The organism is Burkholderia sp. 22088 (genome assembly GCF_052045915.1).
GTDB lineage: Bacteria > Pseudomonadota > Gammaproteobacteria > Burkholderiales > Burkholderiaceae > Burkholderia > Burkholderia cepacia.
On sequence record NZ_JBQEPY010000004.1, the window covers coordinates 346,038 to 369,309 of the forward strand.

General features: G+C 65.7%; 27 protein-coding genes and 4 tRNA genes. 17 read left to right on the forward strand and 14 right to left on the reverse strand.

What is annotated here, in order from left to right; all coding sequences use genetic code 11:
- Window positions 1–93 precede the first annotated feature (93 nt).
- On the reverse strand, window positions 94–483 hold the full coding sequence (locus tag ACTJLD_RS09945; RefSeq protein ID WP_048024310.1) for a DUF2946 domain-containing protein: 390 nt from the start codon (window positions 481–483) through the stop codon (window positions 94–96).
- 240 nt (window positions 484–723) lie between these two features.
- Here ACTJLD_RS09945 and ACTJLD_RS09950 point away from each other — a divergent pair, with 240 nt between their 5' ends.
- Together ACTJLD_RS09950 and ACTJLD_RS09955 are read left to right on the forward strand one after the other, a co-directional pair.
- A complete protein-coding gene (locus ACTJLD_RS09950; protein WP_162269111.1) occupies window positions 724–828 on the forward strand; it encodes a chorismate mutase in 105 nt (34 codons plus the stop codon).
- A 223-nt stretch (window positions 829–1,051) separates the two neighbouring features.
- Window positions 1,052–1,645: a chorismate mutase gene (locus tag ACTJLD_RS09955; protein ID WP_027788097.1), complete on the forward strand. Its 594-nt coding sequence runs from the start codon at window positions 1,052–1,054 to the stop codon at window positions 1,643–1,645.
- An 18-nt stretch (window positions 1,646–1,663) separates the two neighbouring features.
- Here ACTJLD_RS09955 and ACTJLD_RS09960 read toward each other — a convergent pair whose 3' ends face one another.
- Window positions 1,664–2,803: an exonuclease domain-containing protein gene (locus ACTJLD_RS09960; RefSeq protein ID WP_440658633.1), complete on the reverse strand. Its 1,140-nt coding sequence runs from the start codon at window positions 2,801–2,803 to the stop codon at window positions 1,664–1,666.
- Between the two features lie 141 nt (window positions 2,804–2,944).
- Window positions 2,945–3,148, reverse strand: a complete 204-nt coding sequence (locus ACTJLD_RS09965; RefSeq protein WP_011351289.1) for a cold-shock protein — start codon at window positions 3,146–3,148, stop codon at window positions 2,945–2,947.
- Between the two features lie 399 nt (window positions 3,149–3,547).
- On the opposite strand from ACTJLD_RS09965, the gene ACTJLD_RS09970 reads away from it, so the two are divergent.
- Together ACTJLD_RS09970 and ACTJLD_RS09975 are read left to right on the forward strand one after the other, a co-directional pair.
- Entirely contained in the window at window positions 3,548–3,814 is a 267-nt protein-coding gene (locus ACTJLD_RS09970) for a hypothetical protein (RefSeq protein WP_027788099.1), read from the forward strand.
- A gap of 499 nt (window positions 3,815–4,313) precedes the next feature.
- Complete coding sequence (locus ACTJLD_RS09975; protein ID WP_060083963.1) at window positions 4,314–5,459, forward strand: porin; 1,146 nt, start codon at window positions 4,314–4,316, stop codon at window positions 5,457–5,459.
- Between the two features lie 83 nt (window positions 5,460–5,542).
- Here the strand turns inward: ACTJLD_RS09975 and greB are convergent, their stop codons facing one another.
- Window positions 5,543–6,106 (reverse strand): transcription elongation factor GreB, encoded by a 564-nt coding sequence (gene greB, locus ACTJLD_RS09980; RefSeq protein ID WP_060372277.1) that lies wholly within the window; start codon window positions 6,104–6,106, stop codon window positions 5,543–5,545.
- Between the two features lie 129 nt (window positions 6,107–6,235).
- Between greB and ACTJLD_RS09985 the strand changes: the two genes are divergently transcribed.
- The 3 genes from ACTJLD_RS09985 (at window position 6,236) to ACTJLD_RS09995 (ending at window position 6,593) form a co-directional block, all read left to right on the forward strand.
- Window positions 6,236–6,312: transfer RNA gene (locus ACTJLD_RS09985), tRNA-Arg, on the forward strand.
- 67 nt (window positions 6,313–6,379) lie between these two features.
- Window positions 6,380–6,456: transfer RNA gene (locus tag ACTJLD_RS09990), tRNA-Arg, on the forward strand.
- Between the two features lie 60 nt (window positions 6,457–6,516).
- Window positions 6,517–6,593, forward strand: a tRNA-Arg gene (locus tag ACTJLD_RS09995).
- A gap of 2 nt (window positions 6,594–6,595) precedes the next feature.
- Here the strand turns inward: ACTJLD_RS09995 and ACTJLD_RS10000 are convergent.
- From ACTJLD_RS10000 to ACTJLD_RS10020, 5 genes are all read right to left on the reverse strand, one after another.
- The gene (locus tag ACTJLD_RS10000) at window positions 6,596–6,781 is read right to left on the reverse strand and encodes a hypothetical protein (RefSeq protein ID WP_155637381.1); all 186 of its coding nucleotides are present in this window, start codon (window positions 6,779–6,781) and stop codon (window positions 6,596–6,598) included.
- Complete coding sequence (locus ACTJLD_RS10005) at window positions 6,781–9,147, reverse strand: RelA/SpoT family protein (protein ID WP_021164124.1); 2,367 nt, start codon at window positions 9,145–9,147, stop codon at window positions 6,781–6,783. The genes ACTJLD_RS10000 and ACTJLD_RS10005 overlap by 1 nt, the downstream gene beginning before the upstream one ends.
- A gap of 63 nt (window positions 9,148–9,210) precedes the next feature.
- Window positions 9,211–9,414: a DNA-directed RNA polymerase subunit omega gene (gene rpoZ, locus ACTJLD_RS10010; RefSeq protein ID WP_006025620.1), complete on the reverse strand. Its 204-nt coding sequence runs from the start codon at window positions 9,412–9,414 to the stop codon at window positions 9,211–9,213.
- Between the two features lie 58 nt (window positions 9,415–9,472).
- Window positions 9,473–10,156: a guanylate kinase gene (gene gmk, locus ACTJLD_RS10015; protein ID WP_027788102.1), complete on the reverse strand. Its 684-nt coding sequence runs from the start codon at window positions 10,154–10,156 to the stop codon at window positions 9,473–9,475.
- Between the two features lie 88 nt (window positions 10,157–10,244).
- Window positions 10,245–11,168 (reverse strand): YicC/YloC family endoribonuclease, encoded by a 924-nt coding sequence (locus tag ACTJLD_RS10020; protein ID WP_059529547.1) that lies wholly within the window; start codon window positions 11,166–11,168, stop codon window positions 10,245–10,247.
- A 173-nt stretch (window positions 11,169–11,341) separates the two neighbouring features.
- On the opposite strand from ACTJLD_RS10020, the gene rph reads away from it, so the two are divergent.
- The 9 genes from rph (at window position 11,342) to ACTJLD_RS10065 (ending at window position 17,817) form a co-directional block, all read left to right on the forward strand.
- Window positions 11,342–12,073 (forward strand): ribonuclease PH, encoded by a 732-nt coding sequence (gene rph / locus ACTJLD_RS10025; RefSeq protein ID WP_059695881.1) that lies wholly within the window; start codon window positions 11,342–11,344, stop codon window positions 12,071–12,073.
- 1 nt (window position 12,074) lies between these two features.
- Window positions 12,075–12,701: an RdgB/HAM1 family non-canonical purine NTP pyrophosphatase gene (gene rdgB / locus ACTJLD_RS10030; protein ID WP_027788105.1), complete on the forward strand. Its 627-nt coding sequence runs from the start codon at window positions 12,075–12,077 to the stop codon at window positions 12,699–12,701.
- Window positions 12,702–12,735: 34 nt separating this feature from the next.
- The gene (hemW, locus tag ACTJLD_RS10035; RefSeq protein WP_027788106.1) at window positions 12,736–13,950 is read left to right on the forward strand and encodes a radical SAM family heme chaperone HemW; all 1,215 of its coding nucleotides are present in this window, start codon (window positions 12,736–12,738) and stop codon (window positions 13,948–13,950) included.
- Between the two features lie 44 nt (window positions 13,951–13,994).
- Window positions 13,995–14,082: transfer RNA gene (locus tag ACTJLD_RS10040), tRNA-Ser, on the forward strand.
- Between the two features lie 142 nt (window positions 14,083–14,224).
- On the forward strand, window positions 14,225–14,620 hold the full coding sequence (locus ACTJLD_RS10045) for a hypothetical protein (protein WP_440658636.1): 396 nt from the start codon (window positions 14,225–14,227) through the stop codon (window positions 14,618–14,620).
- A 188-nt stretch (window positions 14,621–14,808) separates the two neighbouring features.
- Entirely contained in the window at window positions 14,809–15,102 is a 294-nt protein-coding gene (locus ACTJLD_RS10050) for a hypothetical protein (RefSeq protein ID WP_027788108.1), read from the forward strand.
- 334 nt (window positions 15,103–15,436) lie between these two features.
- The gene (locus tag ACTJLD_RS10055) at window positions 15,437–15,928 is read left to right on the forward strand and encodes an energy transducer TonB family protein (protein ID WP_027788109.1); all 492 of its coding nucleotides are present in this window, start codon (window positions 15,437–15,439) and stop codon (window positions 15,926–15,928) included.
- Window positions 15,929–16,222: 294 nt separating this feature from the next.
- Window positions 16,223–17,533: an MFS transporter gene (locus ACTJLD_RS10060; protein WP_175863702.1), complete on the forward strand. Its 1,311-nt coding sequence runs from the start codon at window positions 16,223–16,225 to the stop codon at window positions 17,531–17,533.
- A gap of 104 nt (window positions 17,534–17,637) precedes the next feature.
- A complete protein-coding gene (locus tag ACTJLD_RS10065; RefSeq protein WP_440658637.1) occupies window positions 17,638–17,817 on the forward strand; it encodes a hypothetical protein in 180 nt (59 codons plus the stop codon).
- 19 nt (window positions 17,818–17,836) lie between these two features.
- On the opposite strand, the gene waaC is transcribed toward ACTJLD_RS10065, so the two are convergent.
- Window positions 17,837–18,835 (reverse strand): lipopolysaccharide heptosyltransferase I, encoded by a 999-nt coding sequence (gene waaC / locus ACTJLD_RS10070; RefSeq protein ID WP_440658639.1) that lies wholly within the window; start codon window positions 18,833–18,835, stop codon window positions 17,837–17,839.
- A gap of 170 nt (window positions 18,836–19,005) precedes the next feature.
- Here waaC and ACTJLD_RS10075 point away from each other — a divergent pair, with 170 nt between their 5' ends.
- The gene (locus ACTJLD_RS10075) at window positions 19,006–20,562 is read left to right on the forward strand and encodes a chloride channel protein (RefSeq protein ID WP_301825486.1); all 1,557 of its coding nucleotides are present in this window, start codon (window positions 19,006–19,008) and stop codon (window positions 20,560–20,562) included.
- A 119-nt stretch (window positions 20,563–20,681) separates the two neighbouring features.
- On the opposite strand, the gene ACTJLD_RS10080 is transcribed toward ACTJLD_RS10075, so the two are convergent.
- The 4 genes from ACTJLD_RS10080 to minC form a co-directional block, all read right to left on the reverse strand.
- Window positions 20,682–21,083 carry a YXWGXW repeat-containing protein gene (locus tag ACTJLD_RS10080; protein WP_440658640.1) on the reverse strand — a complete coding sequence of 134 codons (402 nt, stop codon included), beginning with the start codon at window positions 21,081–21,083 and terminating at the stop codon, window positions 20,682–20,684.
- 160 nt (window positions 21,084–21,243) lie between these two features.
- Entirely contained in the window at window positions 21,244–21,498 is a 255-nt protein-coding gene (minE, locus tag ACTJLD_RS10085; RefSeq protein WP_006486661.1) for a cell division topological specificity factor MinE, read from the reverse strand.
- Between the two features lie 12 nt (window positions 21,499–21,510).
- Complete coding sequence (minD, locus tag ACTJLD_RS10090) at window positions 21,511–22,326, reverse strand: septum site-determining protein MinD (RefSeq protein ID WP_027788114.1); 816 nt, start codon at window positions 22,324–22,326, stop codon at window positions 21,511–21,513.
- A 59-nt stretch (window positions 22,327–22,385) separates the two neighbouring features.
- Entirely contained in the window at window positions 22,386–23,165 is a 780-nt protein-coding gene (minC, locus tag ACTJLD_RS10095) for a septum site-determining protein MinC (RefSeq protein WP_059695888.1), read from the reverse strand.
- Window positions 23,166–23,272: the final 107 nt, after the last annotated feature.

Sequence of the window (23,272 nt, forward strand, 5' to 3'; positions counted from 1 at the left end):
CGGACACGAGCGCGCGCACCACGCACGGACGGCGCGGCACGCGGCCCGGCCGCGAGCGGCACGCGCGCCACCGGGGCGCGCGGACGACATCAATCAGATCGGAGCGTTTTCAGGCGGCGCGCGGGGCTGCGCGAGACGGATACCCTTGCGGGGGCAATCGGGAATGACGGGTGCTGCCGCGCGGTAGGCGAACGTCCGCACGAAACCCGGCAGCGCGGGCAGGCTCGTACCGAGCGCCACGTTCGCCGCGAAGCCGGGGCAGTACACGCAGTGCGGCACGCCGGCATGGTCGAACGACGGCGCATCGTGATCGCCTCCGGCCTGCGCGAGCACGATCTGGCGGGCGCCCGCTGCACTGCACAACTCGAGCGTGAGCTCGCCGGAGCCGCTCGAGGCGAGACGCGCATAGCCGACGACGGGCGACAGTACGTTCAGTACCAGCGCCAGCCATACGAGGCCGATCCATCGCGTCGTTCGTTTCATCGCGGTGCAGGAAAAAGTGCGCGCAAGTATAACAAGCGGCCCGATTGTTGCCGATTCCGCACGACTCGATAGTCGGCATCGCAGCGCGCGTCCGAGCGCATGTGCCGTTAATACAACAGAGACAAAATCTAACGATTCGCCACTGGCATAAATCCAAGCGCGAGGATGATAATCATCGAACCTGCTGGAGAAATGACCATGGACGAAAGACCAACTCGCATGCCACCGCCGGAGCAAGTGATGAGCCCGGATCCGGAACCCGTCGGCGTGGAATTCCTCGCCGAATTGCCCGACCACGTACGGGCATTCTTCGACGAGCAGCACAAGCTGTACTCGCCGAAGTGAACGCCTGTTCGGTTCTGTAACCGCCACGTGTCGATCATCGCTATCGTGCGGTTCATCATTGCGCATCGCGCGCAACTCGCCTCGCACCCGGGCCGCAACAGCCTGACGGTGCTGGATCAGCTCGCCTGCTGATTCCTCTGTCGCGTCGCTACGCCGCGCGACTGTCTTCGTCTATCCTTCTGGTTTTCCACGTCCGGCCCGCCCGGCTCTCCCGATCGTTCCGATGAAGCAAGCCATTCGTGCCAGCGTCGCTGTCGCCGCGCTCGGCGTCGCCCTCTTTTCGTCCCCGCGCATCGCCGTTGCAGACGGCGACGACACCGCCCTCACCAACATCGTCGCACTCGCGTCGCAGCGCCTCGCGCTCGCTGAGCCGGTGGCTCGATGGAAATGGGCGAATCACAAGGCAATCGAGGACCGCCCGCGCGAAGCGGCGCTGCTCGAATCGGTCGGGAAGCGCGCGGCACAGGCCGGCGTCGATCCCGCGTTCGCGCGGACGTTCTTCGAGGATCAGATCGCGGCGAGCAAGGATGTGCAGAACGCCCTGTTCGCAACCTGGCGCACGACGCGGCCGCCGGAAGGCACGCCTCCCGATCTCGCGACCAGCACGCGCCCGGCGCTCGACCGGCTGACGCAGAAAATGCTCACGGGGCTCACGCAGGTTGCACCGCTGCGCGATGCGCCTGATTGTCAGGCACGGCTCGCCCGCAGCATTGCGAACTGGAAGACGCTCACGCGCTACGACTCCACGCAGACGCAGGCGCTCGACACCGCGTTGTCGCACGTTTGCTCGGCCGGCGGCGCAAGCGCGATCGGCTGATACGGCGGTCGCACCGGGTCAACCCGCTTGGCCCGCAGGCGTGAGTGCGGCGAGCGGAATCAGTTGCAGGCCGCGCGCGAGATGCGTCTGCAGCAGGCGGTGGGTGAAGGGTTCGAATGCGCCGGCTGCCCCGTCGGCCGCGAGCCGCGCGGCCGCGTCGAGCGATTCCGCGACGCCGAGATAGCGCCAGCCATCGATCACATGAAACAGGCGGCGCTCGCCGCTCGCCTCGAACGCAACGGCGCCTTCGAACGGCCAGGGTGCATTGCCGACACGGGTCGTGTCGGCCGCAGGGCGCCGGTTGTACGACGGACGCAGCCCGGCGATCCATTGCGCTTCCGCGAGCATCGCCCCCAGTTCGTTACCCGTCTCGCGCCATTCAACGCGCCGTACCTGCTGCGCAAGCCGCATTTCCTTCGACGACCGACGCTCTCCCGTCAACAACGCGCGCAGCCTCTGCCGCACGCGTACGCTGCGGCCGACGTACAGTGGCGCGTCGCCCTCCCCGAACAGTGCGTACGCCCCGCACCCGGCCGGCGCGGTATCGAGCCAGGCTTCGGTCAGGTCGCCGCCCAGACGGAAGTGGCGCGTCGTGCGCGCGATCTGATCGCGCAGCCGCTCGAGCGGCACGATGTCGTGCAACTGGCGCCAGAACTGCCACAGGAGGTCGGCATCCGCCAGTGCCCGGTGGCGCGCAGCCGGCACGAGGCCGTGGCGCTCGATCAACGCGTCGAGCCCGTGCCGCGCTTCACGCGGGAACAGCGCACGCGACAGCCGCACCGTACACAGCACGTCGGGATTGAACGCGAAACCTGTGCGCTCGAATTCGGCCCGCAGGAAACCGCGGTCGAAGCTCGCGTTGTGCGCGACGAAAAGCTTGCCGTCGAGCCGCTCGAACAAGGCCGGCGCCAGCGATGCGAACGAAGGCGCGTCGCGCACCATCTCGTCCGAAATACCCGTCAGTTGCTGGATGAACGGCGGAATCGACTGCCCCGGGTTGACGAGCGTCGTCCACGTCGACACGCCGAGCGGGCCGATTTCGACCACGCCGATTTCGGTGATGCGGTGTTCGGCGGGCGAGCCGCCGGTGGTTTCAAGGTCGACGAAAACGAGCGGCTGTTCGCTGGCCGGATCGGACGGACGGGGGAAATCGGACATGAAAAGACTGGGAAACGATGCTTCCGTGAGTATGCACCGGCATCCCTGTTCGCGGCCAGCCCGAACCGTATTGTTCCGTCCCCGGAAAATGAAAAGCCCCCGCCATGCGGGGGCCGGACGTGATCGGCAATGCGTGGCGCGTCAGACGGCCTGGATATTCGCTGCCTGCTTGCCTTTCGGCCCGACTTTCACGTCGAACGAAACACGCTGGTTTTCCTTCAGCGTCTTGAAGCCGTCCATCTTGATTTCGGAAAAGTGCGCAAACAAATCTTCACCACCATTGTCCGACGTAATAAAGCCGAAACCTTTAGCATCGTTAAACCATTTCACGATACCGGTATCCATGTCTTCGTTCCCCACTCGATTAGATCAAAGAAGCTATTTTTATAGCCGTTTCCCGAAATCCCGAAACATCGCGCCAGCAACTGCACCAGCACCAGCACGCCGCCCGAGGACGGAGTGCTGACTTTATAAATTGGACAATCCGGGTGCGTCAAGAAAATTTTTGATGATCGTTTTATCAAAATAGTGCTAATGGCATTGGAATCGGTACACCATCGCCTTTTATTAATTGATTCGAGTCAAAAACCTGTCAACATTACCGGGGTGGAAGCTCCGATAATCTCGGCCACGAAATTTCTACCGGGGACAAATCGCCTCGGTAAAATCCTCGGGTTTTTTCCGGGTTGCGGAAATGCGGGTACATTGCGATGCTCATCCAATGCCGGAAGGAAGGAGAAGGTCATGTGGCTGGACGGAATCAAGCGCTTCGCGAGCCGGCTTGGGCGCGTACGCCGCAAGTCCCGCGCCCTGGCAGAGTCCGCGCGCGAAGCGCCGTGCGACACCGAGTTCGATACGACCTGGCACGGCGATCACTGGCAGAACCTGCTTGCATCGCCCCTCGATGCCCGTCACTACGTGATGGAAGACTGGACATACACGCCGCCCCCGAACGAAGCCAAGGAGGCCGCGCCTGCGGCCAAGCGCAAGCGGCGCTCGTACACGCAGTAGTGCGCAGCGGCGGGGCAAAAAAAAAGCGCGACTGGGAAGTCGCGCCGACAAAGGTTTGGAGATCTTTTCCGTCAACGAAAAAGTCTGCTTCGGAAAGCAGAGATCGCAGTATAGCGAGAGAACAACCTTTCATTATCCATGCTCCACACAAACCTCTATTGCCGATGTGTCAATAATCGCGCTATGACCGCCGTCGCCTGCTGGTGATTACCTGTCGCGATCGCGCAACGTCCGTTACGCAGTCCTGAGCGCCATTTTCTTTCGCTGCATCGCCGCAAACCCTTGCTGGACAACCGTTTGCGCTCCCCCCTAGATCTTTGCGGATTCCAAAATACATTATTGCTTAAAGCGCGCCCCATCCCCGCTCCACGCACTCCTTACACTGCAGATGGCTTTTTGAAAAGCGCACCGCCGCTCTGCCGGACCGGCCGCAGCGTCAAGCACAACATGCCAGTCCGCAGCAGGTTCGATCGACATCATCCTGTTTGGAGACAGATCCATGAAAAAAACTCTGATCGTCACCGCGTTGTCGGGTGTATTCGTTACGGCAGCCCATGCCCAGAGCAGCGTGACGCTCTATGGCCTGATCGACGCCGGCATCACCTACACGAACAATCAGCACGGCCACAGCGCCTGGCAGGAAACGAGCGGTTCGGTCAACGGCAGCCGCTGGGGCTTGCGCGGCACCGAAGATCTCGGCGGCGGCATGAAAGCGATCTTCACGCTGGAAAATGGTTTCGGCATCAATAACGGCGCGCTGAAGCAGAACGGCCGCGAATTCGGCCGGCAAGCGTTTGTCGGTCTCGCACACAACAGCTACGGTTCGCTGACGCTGGGCCGGCAGTACGACAGCGTCGTCGACTATCTCGGGCCGCTGTCGCTGACCGGCACCCAGTACGGCGGCACGCAGTTCGCTCACCCGTTCGACAACGACAACCTGAACAACTCGTTCCGGATCAACAACTCGGTCAAGTATCAGAGCGCGAACTACGGCGGACTCAAGTTCGGTGCGTTGTACGGGTTCTCGAACTCGACGTCTTTCGCGAACAACCGCGCCTATAGCGGCGGCGTGTCGTACAGCTACCTGGGCTTCAACTTCGCCGCGGCCTACTTGCAGTTGAACAGCGATGTGAACGCGCTCGCGCAGGCCGCGACCGACCCGGGCGCGGTGACCGGCGATTGGACCTTCGCCTCGCGCGTGCAACGCACCTGGGGCGCCGGCCTGAACTACGGGTTCGGCCCGGCCACGGTCGGCTTCGTGTTCACGCAGACGCGCCTCACCGGCATCCGCGCAATCAGCGCGGGGCAGTCCGGCGTGTCCGGTGGCATCACGGGCCTCGGCGGAACCGCGCGCTTCAGCAACTACGAACTCAACGGCCGCTACGCGCTGACGCCGGCACTGTCGCTTGCCGGCTCCTACACGTACACGCAGGGCCGCCTGGCCGGCGACAAGCCGACCTGGCACCAGTTCAACCTGCAAGCCGACTATGCGCTGTCGAAGCGCACCGACGTCTACCTGCAGGGCGAGTTCCAGAAGGTCAACAACGACGGCCTCGACCTCGGCGCCAACATCAACGGTCTGGGCGCCGCGTCATCGACCAACAAGCAGATCGCGGTCACGGCCGGCATGCGCCATCGCTTCTGAGCGACCGCCACATCCGCTGCATGCCGGATGACGAAGCGCCCCGTCGGGGCGCTTTTTCTTTGCCGGACTGCACCGGGTATCGCTCAGGCGTTGTCCCGCGGCGGGTAGCGAACGTCGAGCACGTCGATCGGCTGCGGGCCGGCCGGCGTCATCAGCATGACGGTATCGCCGATCTTCGCCTTGATCAGCGCACGCGCAACCGGGGAAATCCAGCTGACGCAGCCGCGATCCAGATCGACCTCGTCGATCCCGACGATCGTGATCGTATGATCCTCGCCGTCCGGCGTCTCGTAATCGACCGTTGCACCGAAAAACACCTGGTCGACATTCTCCTGCCGGCTCGCATCGACGACTTCGGCAAGATCGAGCCGCTTCGTCAGGAAGCGGATGCGGCGATCGATCTCGCGAAGCCGTCGCTTGCCGTAGATGTAGTCGCCGTTTTCCGACCGGTCGCCGTTCGATGCGGCCCAGGACACGAGCCGCACGACCTCGGGACGCTCGACGTCGATCAGGTGCAGCAGTTCGTCCCTCAGCCGCTTGTGGCCGGCCGGCGTGATGTAGTTCTTCGCGCCCGCCGGGATCGCGGGCTGGGCCTGGTCGAGATCGTCGTCGTCGCCGTCCGACTCTTTGACAAACGCCTTGTTCATGATGCAGATTCAACGTGGATGACTGATGCTCCAAGGGTACACGATGGGGGCCCCGGCAAGGCCGCGCAGAACAATTCGCGAATAAGGCTTCCCTTTTTATACAACCCTGCTATAATTTCTCTTCTGCGTGCGGCTGTAGCTCAGTTGGATAGAGTACTTGGCTACGAACCAAGGGGTCGTGGGTTCGAATCCTGCCAGCCGCGCCACTTTTTTCGAGGGCCTTCTGAACCGAAGGCCCTTTCAGTTCGAAGCAGTAGAAGTTTTGTTTTGCGTGCGGCTGTAGCTCAGTTGGATAGAGTACTTGGCTACGAACCAAGGGGTCGTGGGTTCGAATCCTGCCAGCCGCGCCACTTTTTTGGGGGCCTTCCCATCGCAGAAGGTTCCGACAGTCAAGCAGTACCGTTTTGCGTGCGGCTGTAGCTCAGTTGGATAGAGTACTTGGCTACGAACCAAGGGGTCGTGGGTTCGAATCCTGCCAGCCGCGCCACCTTAAAAGGGCTTTCCTCCGGGAAAGCCCTTTTTCTTTTCCGCCTCCCCTTCCCTTGCTCCCGACACGGCCCGGTTACAGGCACCCTTGTCCAGCCACGCCGCACGTTCGCTCTTCGTACCGCACAAATGAAAACGGCGGCCATATTGGCCGCCGTCGATCAATCGCCCGCTTGTGCTGGCAAGCATCAATAATCCTGCCGTTCGCGCTCGATCCGCATGCCGCCGTCATGGCGCGCATGCGCGCCGTCGTCTGTCGAACGCTCGCGCATGATCCGCATCACGTCCGGATTGGTCCGCACGCGCCGCATCACGTTCGCGAGATGCACGCGGTCGCTGACCTGGATCACGAAGCGCAGCACCGTCGATTCGTGTGTCAGATCCTCGTCCATCGCGATATGCACGATGTTCGCGTCGGCCGACGTGATGTCCGCCGCCACGCGCGCAAAGATACCCTTGGTGTTCTTCACGAGCGCCTTCACCGCGACATCGAACAGGCGGCCCGGCTGCGGCGCCCATTCGACGTCGATCCAGCGGCCCGGATCGCGGCGGTGAATCCGCTGCGCCACGCGGCAATCGGTCGTATGAATCGCCATCCCCAGGCCGATGCCGATGTAGCCCATGATCGCGTCGCCCGGAATCGGCCGGCAGCACGCGGACAACTGCACGGACATCCCTTCGGTGCCGGTAATCACGACCGGCGGCGCATGGTGCGCGGGATGCCGCTCGGACTTCGGCAGATCGTCGTCCGCGTCGCGGCCGCTCATCAGCACCTCGATGCGCTTGGCCATCACCGCGGCAACGCGACGGCCGAGGCCGATGTCCGCGAAGATTTCCTGACGGCTCTTGTTGCCCGTCCACTGCACGAGCTTCTCCCACACCTCCGGCTCGACATCGGCCAGCGCGAGACCATAGCCTTTCAGGCTCTGGTCGACCAGCCGCTCGCCAAGCTGCACCGACTCGTTCAGGCGCATCGTCTTCAGGTAGTGACGGATCGCCGAACGCGCCTTGCCGGTACGCACGAAGCCGAGCCATGCGGGGTTCGGCTTCGAATACGGAGCGGTGATCACCTCGACGATGTCGCCGCTCTTCAGTTCGGTGCGCAGCGGCAGCAGCTCGTTGTTGATCTTCACGGCCACGCACTGGTTGCCGAGATCGCTGTGGATCGAATACGCGAAATCGAGCGCCGTCGCGCCGCGCGGCAGCGCCATGATCTTCGACTTCGGCGTGAACACGTAGACCGCATCGGGGAACAGGTCGATCTTCACGTGCTCGAGGAATTCGCTCGAATCGCCGGCTTCGCTCTGGATGTCGAGCAACGACTTCAGCCACTGGTGGGCGCGCTTCTGCACGTCACTGAGATCGGCGCTGCCGTTCTTGTACAGCCAGTGCGCGGCGACGCCCGCCTCGGCAATCTCATGCATCTTGCGCGTGCGCACCTGAAACTCGATCGGTGCGCCGAACGGACCGACGAGCGTCGTGTGCAGCGACTGATAGCCGTTGATCTTCGGGATCGCGATGTAGTCCTTGAACTTGCCGGGCACGGGCTTGTACAGCGCGTGCAGCGCGCCGATGCACGTGTAGCAGTCGAGCGGGCTGTCGACGACGACGCGAAAACCGTACACGTCGAGCACCTGCGAGAACGACAGCTGCTTGTCGCGCATCTTGCGGTACACGCTGTAGATGGTCTTTTCGCGGCCGGTGATCTCGGCGTCGATCTTCGCGTCGGCCATCGCGCGCTGCGCGGCCTCGAGAATCTTGCTGATCACTTCGCGGCGGTTGCCGCGCGCCGCCTTGACGGCCTTCTCGAGCGTCGCGTAGCGATGCGGGTTGAAGTTCGCGAAGCTCATGTCCTGCAGCTCGCGATACGTGTTGTTCAACCCGAGGCGGTGCGCGATCGGCGCGTAGATATCGAGCGTCTCGCGCGCGACGCGGCGGCGCTTTTCCATCGGCACCGCGCCGAGCGTGCGCATGTTGTGCAGGCGGTCGGCGAGCTTGACGAGAATGACGCGCACGTCGCGTGCCATCGCGAGCAGCATCTTGCGGAAGTTTTCCGCCTGCGCTTCCTCGCGGCTGCGGAACTCCATCTTGTCGAGCTTCGACAGGCCGTCGACCAGTTCGGCGACCTTCGGGCCGAACCGTTCGGCCAGCTCGCTCTTGGTCACGCCCTGGTCTTCCATCACGTCGTGCAGGAGCGCAGCCATGACGGCCTGTGCGTCGAGCTTCCAGCCGGCACAGATTTCCGCGACGGCGACGGGATGGGTGATGTAGGGTTCGCCGCTCTGGCGATATTGACCGAGGTGGGCTTCGTCGCTGAAGTGGAACGCCGCCTTGACCTCTTTGATTTCTTCCGGAGCGAGATACTCGGCCAGCACGGCCGTCAGTTTCGCAATCGAAACGACGCCGTGCTTGCGCGGCTGCTCCGGTGTGGCGGTCGGCCCGAACAGATGCCGGAAGGACTGTTCGAGGACCGCGTCGATGTACTGGCGCGCAGGCGACTGGGCCGTGGCTTCGGTGGTCGAATCCGCGGAGGCGGACGATGGGGTGGTGCTCATATTCGCCTCCAGGTCGAGTCGTTGCGCGCGTGGATTACATGGCTGGAACGGGCCGGATGCGCGTTACACCGGCACCTTCTTCAGCATCTCGACGCCGACCTGGCCGGCAGCGATTTCGCGCAGCGCGACGACGGTCGGCTTGTCGCGGCTTTCGATCTTCGGCGTATGGCCTTGCGCGAGCTGCCGCGCGCGATAGGTGGCGGCGAGCGCCAATTCGAAGCGGTTCGGGATTTGCTTCAGGCAGTCTTCGACGGTAATGCGAGCCATGTTGGTAATTCCTTCTGAATATAGTCCTTATTCTACCTTATGTCCCTCGTCCCCCGCGTCATTCCGCGTGGGGCAGATGGATGCCGAGCTCGATGAACAGCTCCGTGTGTCGCGCGTACTGCGAAGCAAAGCGCAGGCGCGTGGCGGCGACGATGCATTCGAGCTCCGCGAGCGCACGCTCGAAATTCTCGTTGATCACCACGTATTCCGCTTCCGACGCGTGCGCGATCTCGCTGCCGGCGGCGAGCAGGCGGCGCGTGATCACGTTCGGTTCGTCCTGGCCGCGCTTCTTCAGGCGCTCCTCGAGCGCGTCGAGCGACGGCGGCAGGATGAAGATGCCGACCGCGTTGCGGAACTGCTTCTTCACCTGCAGCGCGCCCTGCCAGTCGATCTCGAGCAGCACGTCGTGGCCGTTCTTCATCTGCTCTTCGATCCAGACGCGCGACGTGCCGTAGTAGTTGCCGTGCACTTCCGCGCTCTCGAGGAATTCGTGCGCCGCGTGACGCGCGCGAAAATCCTCGACCGTCGTGAAGTGATAGTGCCGGCCGTCCTGCTCACCCGGGCGCGGCTTGCGCGTCGTGTACGAGATCGACAGGCAGATGTCGTTGTCCTTCGACAGCAGCGCGTTCACGAGCGTCGACTTGCCGGCGCCCGACGGCGCGACGACCATGAACAGGTTGCCGGGATAGACGCCGCCGTGCAGCGAATGCGACGCGTGGACGTCGCGATGGGAATCGGTCATGACTGCCTCCGCCGGGCAGCCCCAAGGAGGCTGGCCGCCCCCTCGGGGGGCAGCGAACATAGTGAGCGTGGGGGTCGTTTCATCTCTGTTACTCCAGGTTTTGCACTTGCTCGCGCATCTGCTCGATCAACAGCTTGAGCGCCATCGATGCGTCGGCCAGTTCCTTCGCCGCCGCCTTCGAGCCGAGCGTGTTTGCTTCTCGATTCAGTTCCTGCATCATGAAGTCGAGACGCTTGCCGACGCGGCCGCCCTTCTCGATCACATGACGCGTTTCGTTCAGGTGCGCGGTGAGACGCGACAGCTCTTCCGCGATGTCGATCCGGATCCCGTACATCGTCACTTCCTGACGAATGCGCTCCGCGGCTTCCTCGCGCGTGACGATCGTCGCGCTGCCTTCGGGCGCCGCGATGCCGAGCGCTTCCTGCAGCCGTTCGACGATCTTCTGCTGATGCTTCGCGATCAGCTCCGGCACGAGCGGCGTGATGCGCGCGACGATCGCTTCCATCTCGGTGACGTTCGACAGCAGCATCGTCGCCAGTTGCGCGCCTTCGCGCGAACGCACGACGACGAGCTCGCCGATCGCTTCCTTGCCGCACGCGAGCACCGCGTCGCGGATCGCTTCCGCCGACACGCCGCTTTCGGCGATCACGCCGGGCCAGCGCAGGATCTCGCCCGCGCGCAGGCGGCCGACGCCCGGGAACGTGTCCAGCACCGAGCGCTCGAGTTCGGCGAGCTGGCCGAGCGCCGACTGGTTCAGCGCGCCGGCGCCGATGCTCTGCTCGCCGCGCTGCAGGTTGATGCGGATGTCGACCTTGCCGCGCGACAGCTTGTTCATCAGCATTTCGCGCAGCGCGGGTTCGCACGCGCGCACGTCGTCCGGCATCCGGAAATTCAGGTCGAGGAAGCGCGAGTTCACGGTGCGCAGTTCGACCGACACGCTGGTGCCGCCGTTACCGGTGGCCGTCGCGAGTTCGCGCGTCGCGCTCGCGTAGCCCGTCATGCTGTAGATCATGGTTCGTCTCGCCGTCTGGGTGCCCTCGCGGGCGGGGATATGTCGAGGCGCCCGGCGCATCGGAAAGCGCGGGGCGGGAAGCGCGCATTATCCCATTTTTGGGAACCACCCCGCCGGGCAAGCCCGCCGTTCGGCGCTAAAATCGGGGTTTCCTCTCGTTCCGCGATTCCCACATGACGTCCTCCGTTTCCCGCCCGAGCGGCCGCCGCGCCGACGAACTGCGCAAGGTCGCCCTCACGCGCCACTACACGAAACACGCCGAAGGCTCGGTGCTGGTCGAATTCGGCGACACCAAGGTGCTCTGCACCGCGAGCGTCTCCGAACGCGTGCCCGATTTCCTGCGCGACCGCGGGCAAGGCTGGCTGACCGCCGAATACGGCATGCTGCCGCGCGCGACGCACACGCGCAGCGACCGCGAAGCCGCACGCGGCAAGCAGACCGGCCGCACGCAGGAAATTCAGCGCCTGATCGGCCGCGCGCTGCGCGCCGTGTTCGACCTCGAGGCGCTCGGCCCGCGCACGATCCACATCGACTGCGACGTGATCCAGGCCGACGGCGGCACGCGCACGGCGAGCATCACCGGCGCGTTCGTCGCCGCACACGACGCCGTGTCGACGCTGATCGCGGCCGGCAAGCTCACGCGCTCGCCGATCACCGACCACGTCGCCGCGATCTCGGTCGGCGTGTACGAAGGCGCGCCCGTGCTCGACCTCGATTACGCGGAAGATTCGCGCTGCGATACCGACATGAACGTCGTGATGACGGGCGCCGGCGGCTTCGTCGAAGTCCAGGGCACGGCCGAAGGCGTGCCGTTCTCGCGCGCCGAGATGAACGCGCTGCTCGACCTCGCGCAAGGCGGGATCGCCGAACTCGTGCAGCTTCAGAAAGACGTGCTGGGCGCCTGACATGCCGGACGACCACACCATCGCGCCGCTGTCGCGCATCGTCCTCGCGTCGAACAACGCCGGCAAGCTGCGCGAATTCACCGCGCTGTTCTCGACCGTCGGCATCGAGATCGTCCCGCAGGGCGACCTCGCGGTGCCCGAGGCGGAAGAGCCGTTCGGCACCTTCATCGAGAACGCGCTGACGAAGGCGCGTCACGCGTCGCGGCTCACCGGGCTGCCGGCGATCGCCGACGATTCGGGCCTGTGCGTGCGCGTGCTGCGCGGCGCGCCGGGCGTCTATTCGGCGCGCTATGCGCAGCGCGCGGGCCGCGACAAGGGCGATGCGGCGAACAACGCGTATCTCGTCGAGCAGCTGCGCGGCGTCGACGACCGGCGCGCATACTACTGCTGCGTGCTCGCGCTCGTGCGCCATGCGGACGACCCCGAGCCGCTGTTCGCCGAAGGGCGCTGGGCGGGCGAAATCGTCGATACCCCGCGCGGCGAGCACGGATTCGGCTATGACCCGTATTTCTATCTGCCTTCGCTCGGCGCGACGGCCGCCGAACTCGAACCGGCCGTGAAGAACACGCACAGCCACCGCGCGCTGGCGCTGAAGGCGCTGCTGGCACGGCTCGCGGAGGAGGCATGAGCATGCCCGATACCCCTTCGCTGCGGGAGGTTGCATGAGCCAGGCCGCGGAAACCGGCGCACGCGTCGTCGCGACCTTCACGTCGCCCGGCCAGGTGCGGCTCACGTCGCTGCCGCCGCTCGCGCTGTACGTGCATTTCCCGTGGTGCGTGCGCAAGTGCCCGTACTGCGATTTCAACTCGCACGAGTGGAAAGGCGAACGGTTTCCGGAAACCGAGTATCTCGACGCGCTGCGCGCCGATCTCGAGCAGGCGCTGCCGCTCGTGTGGGGCCGGCAGGTGCATACGGTGTTCATCGGCGGCGGCACGCCGAGCCTGCTGTCGGCCGCCGGCCTCGACCGGATGCTGTCCGACGTGCGCGCGCTGCTGCCGCTCGACGCCGATGCCGAGATCACGCTCGAGGCGAATCCGGGCACGTTCGAGGCCGCGAAGTTCGCGCAGTTCCGCGCGAGCGGCGTGAACCGCCTGTCGGTCGGCATCCAGAGCTTCAACGAAACGCACCTGAAGGCGCTCGGCCGGATTCATGACACCGCGCAGGCGCGCGCGGCCGTCGAGATCGCCGCGAAGAACTTCGACAACTTCAACCTCGACCTGATGTTCGCGCTGCCGAACCAGACGCTCGACGAATGCCGTACCGACATCGAAACCGCACTGTCGTACGCACCGCCGCATCTGTCGCTGTATCACCTGACGCTCGAGCCGAATACCCTGTTCGCGAAGTTTCCGCCGGTCGTCCCCGACGACGACGCGTCGGCCGACATGCAGGAATGGATTCACGCACGTACGGCCGAGGCCGGTTACGGGCGCTACGAAGTGTCCGCGTATGCGAAGCCGAATCATCAGTGCAAGCACAACCTGAACTACTGGCGTTTCGGCGACTATCTCGGGATCGGTGCGGGCGCGCACACGAAGCTGTCGTTCCCGAACCGGATCCTGCGGCAGGCACGCTACAAGCATCCGGCGACCTTCATCGAGCAGGCGATGGCCGGCACGGCCGTGCAGGAAGAGCGTGAAGTCGGCGCGCGCGACCTGCCGTTCGAGTTCATGCTGAACACGCTGCGGCTCGTCGAGGGCTTCCCCGTGCACAGCTTCGCCGAGCGCACCGGCCTGCCGATGAGCACGATCGAGCCGGCACTGCAGGAAGCGGAACGGCGCGGACTGATCGCACGCGATTTCGCGCAGATCGCGCCGACGCCGCTCGGCCAGCGTTTCCTCAACGACCTGCAGGAATTGTTCCTGCGCGACGATTGAGGGCATGAAGATCGCGGCATTTCGGTTACAATGCCGCCTCGTGTGGAAGCGTGGCCGAGCGGTTTAAGGCACCGGTCTTGAAAACCGGCGACGGGAAACTGTCCGTGAGTTCGAATCTCACCGCTTCCGCCAGGAAGTTTGCCAAACCCCGTCCATTCAGCGAATGACGGGGTTTTTTGTTGGTTCTCGTACGGCTTTCCCCCACGTTCCGACGCGTCCCGCCGGATGCCGTTACAATCCGGCGCTCCGATTCGCGAAACGGGAAACCCACGTCATGAAGCCCCTCATCGTCTCGTCGCTCGTCGCCTTGCTCGCGGCCGTCAGCACGCACGCGGCAGCCGACACCGCGTCCGGCAGCGACGTGCAAGCGTCGTGCGCGATCGCATACGTGTCCGGCGTCGGCGGCTCGCCGCGCGGCCTGAGCGAATACCTCGCGAGCCCGTCGCCGTACAACTACCTGAAAGACAACGACCTCCAGTGCAAGGTGGGAGACGACGGACGCACGTCGAACTGCACCGGCGTGACCTACCTGCGCAACGAACAGGTGAGCGTGTACGACGATTCCGATCCGGCGACGCTCACCGTCGTGGCACGCGTGGAGCTCGACCACGGCCAGAAATACCCGGTGATCATCGTCGTGCAGCGCAAGGACGCCCGCTGCAAACAATGATGCAGCGCCGCGCACGAACCCGTTTGTCGAAACGGCACGGGCAGCAGCCCGTCATCGCGCCGCAGCGCGCCGGAAGCCTCCCTGCCAGCCGCTCGATCACCTAGAATTCGATCAACACGGCGACACGACCGCCGCCGCGTACTCGATGCCGCGCGCGCCACCCCTGCGTGCGGTACACGGAGATCGCCATGACCGAACTGTCGATACCGACGGAACACGTCGATTACGAAGGCTTCGAGGTCCATGTCGTGCCGGCTGCCGTGCCCGGCAGCGACACGCGCTATACCTACACCGGCTACGTATGCCATCCCGGCGCGAATCCCGCGTTACCCGGCCACGCGGTACCGTTCCATGCGGACGGCGAGGAAAGCTTCGCCAGCCTCGATGAAGCCGTCCACGAAGCCGTGCATGTCGGCAAGAGCATCATCGACGGCACGCACCCCGACCTGTCGGTCCTGTCACTCGTCACGCACGGTTTCTGAACCGGGCGGCACGCGTCGCTGACGATTGCGCGGGCATCCGCCGCGGTGCTGCCCGCGGCGATGGATGCGCGCTGCCGAACCATCTCCAAGCGCCTGCGCGCCGGTCGCGTTCCTCGCCTTGCTTTCAGCCGTGCAACACGCGCACCGGGATGCGGACGAGCGGCAGCCGCGCGAGCGTGCCGTCACAAGTCACGTCACATTGCGATACGCGAGCGCACGCTGCCCCGCCATCAGCGATCGCGACACCCGGCATCGACCGTTATGCGTTTCTCCCGATGCCGGCTCGCGCCCGTGCGCCTATCATTTTTTTATAGTCACTTCTGGCTAGCCTCCCATGCGCCCCCTTTCCCGTTCGCGCGTCGACCGGCTGCGTGCAGTTGCACTGGCCGTCGTCGCCATGCTCGCGGCGTGCACGATCACGCCGCCTCCGTCGCTGCACTCGATCCTGACGATTCCGTCGATCACACGCAGCGGCAGCCTCGACCAATACCGCGTCGAAGTCGCGCAGCGTGTCGCCGAACGCAATCCGTCCGGCCTGCTGCACGGCACGCCGCAGGCCATGCTCCGTTCGCTCGTCGTCGTGGCCTTCACCGTCGATGGCAGCGGCCGGCTCGTCAACGCGTCCGTCTATCGCAGCAACGGCGACAGCGAAGCGGAAGCGCTCGCGCTCGCGTCGCTGCGCCGCTCGGCGCCACTGCCGCCGCCACCGTCGCGGCTGCTCGACGGCAACGGCCGGCTCGAAATGATGGAAGGCTGGCTCTTCAACGACGACGGCCACTTCCAGTTGCAAAGCACCGCGTCGGCGCAGGCGCAATCGATCGACTGACCGGCCGCCGCACCGCGATTGCCGGTGCGCGGCAGCGCTGGCTATAATTTTCCGCAATCGCGCGGCCATCACGCCGCGCGCGCGTTCGTGCGCCCCACCCGGCATGCGAGCCGACCACGCCGGCACCGGGCGGCGGCGACGTACCCGTCTCCATCGTCGACCGGCGGGTGACGTCCGCGCCATGGCGCGCGTCCACGCCGCTACCGCATCATCCGCTCGGCTGCCCCCCGGCAGGCGTCCGCCTGTCCGACCGCACGCCCAGCCGACCGCCCCAACGACAAAACGGAGACATCCATGTCCGCATCCCCCCCGACCGTTGCACACGCAACCGGTTCGGCCGGCGCCGTCAGCCACCGGCGCATCGTGTTCGCGAGCTTCATCGGCACCGCGATCGAGTTCTACGATTTCTATGTGTACGCAACGGCTGCCGCGCTCGTCATCGGCCCCGTATTCTTTCCACACGGCTCCGCGACCGCACAGGCGCTGTCCGCGTTCGTCACGTTCGGCATCGCATTCATCGCGCGCCCGATCGGCTCGTTCCTGTTCGGGCACTTCGGCGATCGCATCGGGCGCAAATCGACGCTCGTCGCGTCGCTGCTCGTGATGGGCGTATCCACCACCGCAATCGGCTTCGTGCCCGGCTACGACGCGATCGGCACGCTCGCGCCGGTGCTGCTGTGCGTGCTGCGCTTCGGCCAGGGGATCGGCCTCGGCGGCGAATGGGGCGGCGCCGCGCTGCTCGCGACCGAGCATGCGCCGCAGGGCAAGCGCGGCTGGTTCGGCATGTTCCCGCAGCTCGGGCCCTCGGTCGGCTTCCTGATGTCGAACGGCCTGTTCTTCGCGCTCGCGTTGTCGCTGTCGGACGAGCAGTTCCGCAGCTGGGGCTGGCGCATCCCGTTCCTGGTCAGCGCGGTGCTCGTCGCGCTCGGCCTGTACGTGCGACTCAAGATCACCGAAACGCCCGCGTTCCAGGCCGCGCTCGATCGCAACGAGCGCGTACGCGTGCCGGTCGCGACCCTCGTCACGCAACACTGGCAGCCGACGCTGCTCGGCGCGCTCGCGATGGTCGTCTGCTACACGCTGTTCTATATCTCGACGGTGTTCTCGCTGTCATACGGCGTGTCGGCGCTGCATATTCCGCGCCAGAGCTTCCTCGGCCTGCTGTGTTTCGCGGTCGTGTTCATGGGACTCGCGACGCCGCTGTCCGCGTGGGCATCCGATCACTTCGGCCGCAAACCGGTACTCGTCGTGGGCGCGATCGCCGCGCTGCTGTCGGGTTTCGCGATGGAACCGCTGCTCGGCAGCGGCTCGATGCCGCTCGTCGCGCTGTTCCTGACGATCGAGCTGTTCCTGATGGGCGTGACGTTCGCGCCGATGGGCGCGCTGCTGCCGGAACTGTTCCCGACCAACGTCCGCTATACGGGTGCGGGAGTCGCGTACAACCTCGGCGGGATCCTCGGCGCGTCGATCGCGCCGTACATCGCGCAACTGCTGGCGGCGCGCGGCGGGCTGTCGTGGGTCGGCGGATATGTATCGGTTGCGGCGGCCATCAGCCTGATCGGCGTGCTGCTGATGCGCGAAACGCGCGACGCGTCGCTCGTCTGAGTCTCCGGGGCGACCCGGGTTGCGCGGTGGCCGGCGCTGCCTATACTCGATCCCGGGTGCGCCGCCGCGCGCCCCCGGGATCCCGCCCCGAAGGAGCCGCCACCATGAACATCCGCCTCGGCAATGCCGATCTCGTCCTGATCCTCGCGCTTGCGCTCGGTGGCGCGCTCCTGCTCGCGCTGCACTTCCGGCCGAAGACGTGGCGCGGCCTCGTGTTCGAGGCGCTGCTGGCGAACCTGGCGGCGATCGCCGCCGTCGTCACGGTCGAGGCGCTGCTCGCCTGAACCGGCCCGCCCCGCTTCGTCAGGCGGTCAGTCGCGCGCGCCGCGCGCCATAGGCCGGGCAGACCGTATCGATCGCGTCCAGCGCCTCCTCGACCGACGGCATCGCGCCCGGCTCGCCGATGGACAGGGCATTCGGCGCGCCGCCGATCCCGCAATGGTGCCGCGACGTCGCGACGAAAATCATCACGGTCGGCCGCTGCAACGCGTGCGCCATGTGCACGAACCCCGTATCGACTCCCACCACGAGCGCAGCCCGGCCAAGCGCCGCACCGAGTTCGCGCACCGTCATCGCGGGCAGCACGACCGCCCCCGGCGCGCGCGCGGCGATGTCCTGCGCGTCGTCGTGCTCGGCAGCCGATCCCCACGGCAACAGCACGCGCACGCCGCTCGCCATCATCTGCGTGGCGAGCGCGGCCCAGTGGTCGGCCGGCCATTTCTTGTCGGGGTTGGACGTTGCATGGAACAACAGCATGAACGGTGCGCCGTCGGTCACGGCCGCCGGCAGGTTCGCGTCCTGCGGCGGGACGATGCCGTACGTGGCGACACCCTCGGGCGCGTAACCGAGCGCCTCGCCCGCGCTCACGCGCATCCCGTGCCACGCGTCGCAATCCGGCCGCGGGCCGAAGCGGTGCGAATACGCGAAGCGTGCGCCCGTTTCGCCGAGATCCTGCGTCTGGTAGCCGACGCGGCGCGCGGCGCGCGCCAGCAGCGAAATGATCGCGCTCTTGTAGACGCCGTGCAGGTCGATCACCGCATCGTAGCGGTGCGCCCGCAGCGCGCTGATCGACGCCGAGATCGCCTTCAGGTCGCCGCGATTGCGCATCTTCTTGAAACGGCGCAGCGGCGCGCAAAGGACATGGCTGACGCCCGGATGCCAGCGCACGACCTCCGCGCACGATTCGTCCACCGCCCAGTCGACCGTTACGCCGGGAAAGGCGCGATGCAGATCCGCGACGACAGGCAGCGTCTGGACGACGTCGCCGAGCGACGTCACTTTCACGATGAGGATGCGTTTCACGTTTGCGGGGAAGAGCGAGCCATTTGGGGATGCTAACGACGGATACCCGCCGCGAACATTACTCCTGAATTACATTTGCAACGAAATGCTACAAGCTTGCGAAACCCTGTCGCCCACTTTGCGGCCCCGGTTCCTTTTTATAATGTCTCCTTTGCCCGATGGCCCCGCCGATGCCACGCCCCGCTCTTGCCGCCCTTCCCGCCCTGTTTCCCGCCCTCACCCGACGCTCGCTGAGAATCTGGCGCCAGTACGGCGTTTTCTGGCTCGGCGCGATCGTCGTCGGCCTCGCGGCCGTGCTCTACGCGCGACTGATCGACTGGGGCTACGAAAGCTTCCGCACGATGCGCGATCACGCCGCGTGGCTGCCGCTGCTGCTGACGCCGGCAATCGCCGCTGTGTCGGTATGGATCACGCGCCGCTTCTTCCGCGGCGCCGAGGGCAGCGGCATCCCGCAGGTGATCGCGACGCTGCATGCGCGCCCGAGCGCGTTCGGCTCCCGGCTGCTGACGCTGCGCATCCTGTTCGGCAAGGTGCTGGTGTCGTTCCTCGGCATCCTGGGCGGCTTCACGATCGGCCGCGAAGGGCCGACCGTGCAGGTCGGCGCGGCGCTGATGTTCAACCTGCGGCGCTTCTACCCCCGCTCGAACGCGCAGATCGAACGCCAGCTGGTGCTCGCCGGCGCGGCGGCCGGGCTGTCGGCCGCGTTCAATACGCCGCTCGCCGGGATCGTGTTCGCGATCGAGGAGCTGACGCGCAGCTTCTCCGCGCGCGCCAGCGGCGTGCTGATCACCGCGATCATACTCGCCGGCGTCGTCGCGCTCGGCCTGAACGGCAACTACACGTATTTCGGTACGATCGATGCCGGCCCCCATTTCCCGAAACTGCTGGCGCTCGCGGTGCTGGTCACCGCGATCGTGACGGGAATCGCGGGCGGGCTGTTCTGCTGGCTGCTGCTCAACACGGGACGCTGGCTGCCCGCGCGGCTGCTGGGCCTGTATCGCGAGCGGCCGATCGCGTTCGCCGCGCTGTGCGGCTTCGCGATCGCCGTCGTCGGCCTCGTATCGGGCGGCACGACCTTCGGCAGCGGCTATGCCGAAGCACGCGGCCTGCTCGACGGCAGCCAGCATCTGTCGGTGTTCTACCCGTTCCTGAAAATGGTGTCGATGGTCGCCTCGTACCTGCCGGGCATCCCCGGCGGGATCTTCGCCCCGTCGCTGTCGATCGGCGCAGGGTTCGGCAACCTGCTGCACGTCGTGTTCAGCAACATGAGCCTGCCGATGCTGATCGCGCTCGCGATGGTGGGCTATATGGCGGCCGTCACGCAGTCGCCGATCACGTCGTTCGTGATCGTGATGGAGATGATCAACGGTCACGCACTCGTGATTTCGCTGATGGCCACCGCGTTGGTGTCGAGCCGCGTATCGCGCTTCTTCGCGCCGCCGCTCTACGAAACGCTCGCGCTGCGCTATCTCGCGCCGCCCGTCGCGGCCGCGGAACCGGCCGCGGCAGCCGCGGCGAGCACGACGGTGGCAACCGGCATCACCGAGCCGCAGGATGCGGCCGCCGCGCCCGCCGACCCGCTCGACACGCTGCGCGACGAAGGTGGTGAAGTGCCGCCCGCCACCGCACCGACCGAAGGCGCCGCCGATGCGCCGGCGCCGCACGACGACGAGCCGGCCGCGGCCGGGACCAACGGCGCGGCGCAGCCCGGCCCGCGCGACGCTTAGTAGATCACGACGGGTGCCGGCCGGTAGTACACGGGCCGCGCCGGCACGACGATGCACCCGGCCAGCGTGATTGCGACGAGCACGATGGCGATTGCGGTTCTTTTCATCGCCCGCCTCCATCACGCCCAGTGGCCACGGGTCCAGAACCAGTTCGGACCGCGCTGGTCCCAATGGCCCGGCACCCATTGCATGCCGACGCGCTCGGCCTCCCAGTGGCCGCCGATCCACACGTAGCGGCCATGCTCCCAGTGCCAGTGCCCGCGATCCCACACATAGCCCACGCGCGCGGCCGGCACGACCTCGTAGCGCACCGGCGGCGGCGCATTCGGCGCGACGATGACGACTTCCTCGGTGCGCACGGCGACCGGCTCGGCGACGACCACGCGGTCCTGCGGCGCGATCACGGGCGTGCCGACGAGAATCTCGTCCGCATGCGCGGCGAGCGGCGCGACGACGGCTGACAGGCTCGCGGCAAGCAGGGCGAGCGAAACGATACGACGTTGAACAGTAGAGACAGCCATCACAACCTCCAGGTTGAACAAGTTACGCGAGCGTATTCGTTCAATGCGGGAGGACCGATAACGGCCGACAGGCGCCGTGTTACGGCGTGCCCGAAAGTGCAACAGGGCGTAAGACGCGCACGGCGGCGAGTGCCGCCGTGCGGAGGGACACAGGTAGCACTCAGGCCTGCGGGATCTCGATCTTCACTTCGAGGACTTCGAGATCGTCCTGGCGCTCGAGGCTCACGCGGATGTCATCGTTCGAAATATGGACGTACTTCGAGATGACCGCGACCAGCTCCTTCTGCAGCGCCGGCAGGTAATCCGCCGGCGGGCGGCCGCCGACGCGCTCGTGCGCGATGATGAGCTGCAGGCGCTCCTTCGCGACCGATGCGGACTTCTTCTTCTCACCGAGGAGAAACGAAAGGATGGACATTGGCGGCCTCCGTTACTTGCTGCCGAAGAGGCGCTGCAGCAGGCCCGGCTTCTGGTAATCGGTGAAGCGCAGCGGCTTGTCTTCACCGAGGAAGCGCGCGACGACGTCCTTGTACGCTTCCGCCACGTCGGTGCCGTCGATATGCACGGCCGGCAAGCCCTGGTTCGACGCATGCAGGACGGCTTCCGACTCGGGCACCACGCCGATCAGCTTGATGCGCAGGATCTCGCTGATGTCCTCGAGCGACAGCATCTCGCCTTCGCTGACGCGCTTCGGGCTGTAGCGCGTGATCAGCAGGTGTTCCTTGATCGGATCCTTGCCTTCGGTCGCACGCTTCGTCTTCGACGACAGGATGCCGAGAATGCGGTCGGAGTCGCGCACCGACGACACTTCCGGGTTCGTGACGATCAGCGCTTCATCCGCGAAGTACATCGCGTGCAGCGCGCCCGCCTCGATGCCGGCCGGCGAATCGCAGACGATGTATTCGAAGTCCATCGCGGTGAGGTCGTTCAGCACCTTCTCGACGCCTTCGCGCGTGAGCGCATCCTTGTCGCGCGTCTGCGACGCCGGCAGGATGAACAGGTTCTCGCACTTCTTGTCCTTGATCAGCGCCTGGTTCAGGTTCGCTTCGCCCTGGATCACGTTCACGAGGTCGTACACCACGCGGCGCTCGCAGCCCATGATGAGATCGAGGTTGCGCAGGCCGACGTCGAAGTCGATCACGGCCGTCTTGTGGCCGCGCAGCGCGAGACCGGACGCAAAGCTCGCGCTCGTCGTCGTCTTGCCCACGCCGCCCTTGCCCGAGGTCACCACGATGATTTTTGCCATTTACCCAATACCCTGTGTTCGTCAATGAGAGCCGATCGATCCGGAGCGCACCGCGTGTATTACGTCAGGCGCAGCGGTTCAATCATCAGTTTTTCCTCTTCGAGCCGGATCTGCACCGCTTTCCCCAGTACATCGGCGGGCAACGGGTTCTCGGTTGTTCGATAGATACCCGCGATCGAAATCAGTTCCGGCTCGAGACACGTGCAGAAAATGCGCGCGTCGTGATTGCCGTGCACGCCCGCGAGTGCGCGGCCGCGCAACGGCGCGTAGATGTGGATATTGCCTTCCGCGATGATCTCCGCGCCGTGACTGACCGGCGCGAGCACCACGAGGTCTCCTTTCGCGTAAATCTGCTGCCCCGAACGCAACGGCCGGTCGATCACGAGCGTCTGGCCGCCCGGCTGGTTCGACACCGGCACCGATTCGGACGCCTGCTCGGGCGCCGCCGCGGCTGCTGCAGCGACGACGGCCTCGGCGACCGGCGACGCCTCCGCGCCCTCGGCCGGTTTCGCGGCCGGCGCGCGGCGATCGCGCGCCTCGAGCAACGGCAGGCCGGCTTCCCCCGCCCAGCCCTGCGTGGCCAGCGCGACGACACCCACCGGGCGCATCCGCACGTCGTTCAGCATCTGGCGGATGTCCGCCAGCGCGACGCGTTCGCCGTCCGCCAGGCGGCGGACGTCGATCGCGACGACATCGTCGGCGAAAAACTCGGGAGTCGCTTCGAAGCGCTTGACCAGTTCGGTACGCAACGCATCGAGATCGGTCGTCTTCACGGTGAACAGCAACGTATCGACCGATCCGCTGCGCAGCTCGAAGAATGGCGATTTTTTAAGCGACATGGACACTCTGCAAAAATTTTTTGCGTATTTTACAGGCGTCCACGCGCGCGGCCATTATTTTTGGGGAACCGGGTTGCAGCGGCCCGGGCGGGCGCGCAACCGGAAAG

What these genes read in the sequence shown, in the direction of transcription:
- ACTJLD_RS09960 (WP_440658633.1), bottom strand. Translation starts at nt 2,803, where the DNA reads ATGTCCGATTTCCCCCGTCCGTCCGATCCGGCCAGCGAACAGCCGCTC.
- ACTJLD_RS10050 (WP_027788108.1), top strand. Translation starts at nt 14,809, where the DNA reads ATGACCGAACTGTCGATACCGACGGAACACGTCGATTACGAAGGCTTC.
- rdgB (WP_027788105.1), top strand. Translation starts at nt 12,075, where the DNA reads ATGCCGGACGACCACACCATCGCGCCGCTGTCGCGCATCGTCCTCGCG.
- rpoZ (WP_006025620.1), bottom strand. Translation starts at nt 9,414, where the DNA reads ATGGCTCGCATTACCGTCGAAGACTGCCTGAAGCAAATCCCGAACCGC.
- greB (WP_060372277.1), bottom strand. Translation starts at nt 6,106, where the DNA reads ATGAACAAGGCGTTTGTCAAAGAGTCGGACGGCGACGACGACGATCTC.
- minC (WP_059695888.1), bottom strand. Translation starts at nt 23,165, where the DNA reads ATGTCGCTTAAAAAATCGCCATTCTTCGAGCTGCGCAGCGGATCGGTC.
- ACTJLD_RS09975 (WP_060083963.1), top strand. Translation starts at nt 4,314, where the DNA reads ATGAAAAAAACTCTGATCGTCACCGCGTTGTCGGGTGTATTCGTTACG.
- minE (WP_006486661.1), bottom strand. Translation starts at nt 21,498, where the DNA reads ATGTCCATCCTTTCGTTTCTCCTCGGTGAGAAGAAGAAGTCCGCATCG.
- ACTJLD_RS10005 (WP_021164124.1), bottom strand. Translation starts at nt 9,147, where the DNA reads ATGAGCACCACCCCATCGTCCGCCTCCGCGGATTCGACCACCGAAGCC.
- gmk (WP_027788102.1), bottom strand. Translation starts at nt 10,156, where the DNA reads ATGACCGATTCCCATCGCGACGTCCACGCGTCGCATTCGCTGCACGGC.
- ACTJLD_RS10065 (WP_440658637.1), top strand. Translation starts at nt 17,638, where the DNA reads ATGAACATCCGCCTCGGCAATGCCGATCTCGTCCTGATCCTCGCGCTT.
- ACTJLD_RS10080 (WP_440658640.1), bottom strand. Translation starts at nt 21,083, where the DNA reads ATGGCTGTCTCTACTGTTCAACGTCGTATCGTTTCGCTCGCCCTGCTT.
- ACTJLD_RS10045 (WP_440658636.1), top strand. Translation starts at nt 14,225, where the DNA reads ATGAAGCCCCTCATCGTCTCGTCGCTCGTCGCCTTGCTCGCGGCCGTC.
- ACTJLD_RS10020 (WP_059529547.1), bottom strand. Translation starts at nt 11,168, where the DNA reads ATGATCTACAGCATGACGGGCTACGCGAGCGCGACGCGCGAACTCGCG.
- ACTJLD_RS09970 (WP_027788099.1), top strand. Translation starts at nt 3,548, where the DNA reads ATGTGGCTGGACGGAATCAAGCGCTTCGCGAGCCGGCTTGGGCGCGTA.
- ACTJLD_RS09945 (WP_048024310.1), bottom strand. Translation starts at nt 483, where the DNA reads ATGAAACGAACGACGCGATGGATCGGCCTCGTATGGCTGGCGCTGGTA.
- hemW (WP_027788106.1), top strand. Translation starts at nt 12,736, where the DNA reads ATGAGCCAGGCCGCGGAAACCGGCGCACGCGTCGTCGCGACCTTCACG.
- ACTJLD_RS09955 (WP_027788097.1), top strand. Translation starts at nt 1,052, where the DNA reads ATGAAGCAAGCCATTCGTGCCAGCGTCGCTGTCGCCGCGCTCGGCGTC.
- ACTJLD_RS10055 (WP_027788109.1), top strand. Translation starts at nt 15,437, where the DNA reads ATGCGCCCCCTTTCCCGTTCGCGCGTCGACCGGCTGCGTGCAGTTGCA.
- ACTJLD_RS09950 (WP_162269111.1), top strand. Translation starts at nt 724, where the DNA reads ATGAGCCCGGATCCGGAACCCGTCGGCGTGGAATTCCTCGCCGAATTG.
- ACTJLD_RS10000 (WP_155637381.1), bottom strand. Translation starts at nt 6,781, where the DNA reads ATGCTTGCCAGCACAAGCGGGCGATTGATCGACGGCGGCCAATATGGC.
- ACTJLD_RS09965 (WP_011351289.1), bottom strand. Translation starts at nt 3,148, where the DNA reads ATGGATACCGGTATCGTGAAATGGTTTAACGATGCTAAAGGTTTCGGC.
- ACTJLD_RS10075 (WP_301825486.1), top strand. Translation starts at nt 19,006, where the DNA reads ATGCCACGCCCCGCTCTTGCCGCCCTTCCCGCCCTGTTTCCCGCCCTC.
- minD (WP_027788114.1), bottom strand. Translation starts at nt 22,326, where the DNA reads ATGGCAAAAATCATCGTGGTGACCTCGGGCAAGGGCGGCGTGGGCAAG.
- rph (WP_059695881.1), top strand. Translation starts at nt 11,342, where the DNA reads ATGACGTCCTCCGTTTCCCGCCCGAGCGGCCGCCGCGCCGACGAACTG.
- ACTJLD_RS10060 (WP_175863702.1), top strand. Translation starts at nt 16,223, where the DNA reads ATGTCCGCATCCCCCCCGACCGTTGCACACGCAACCGGTTCGGCCGGC.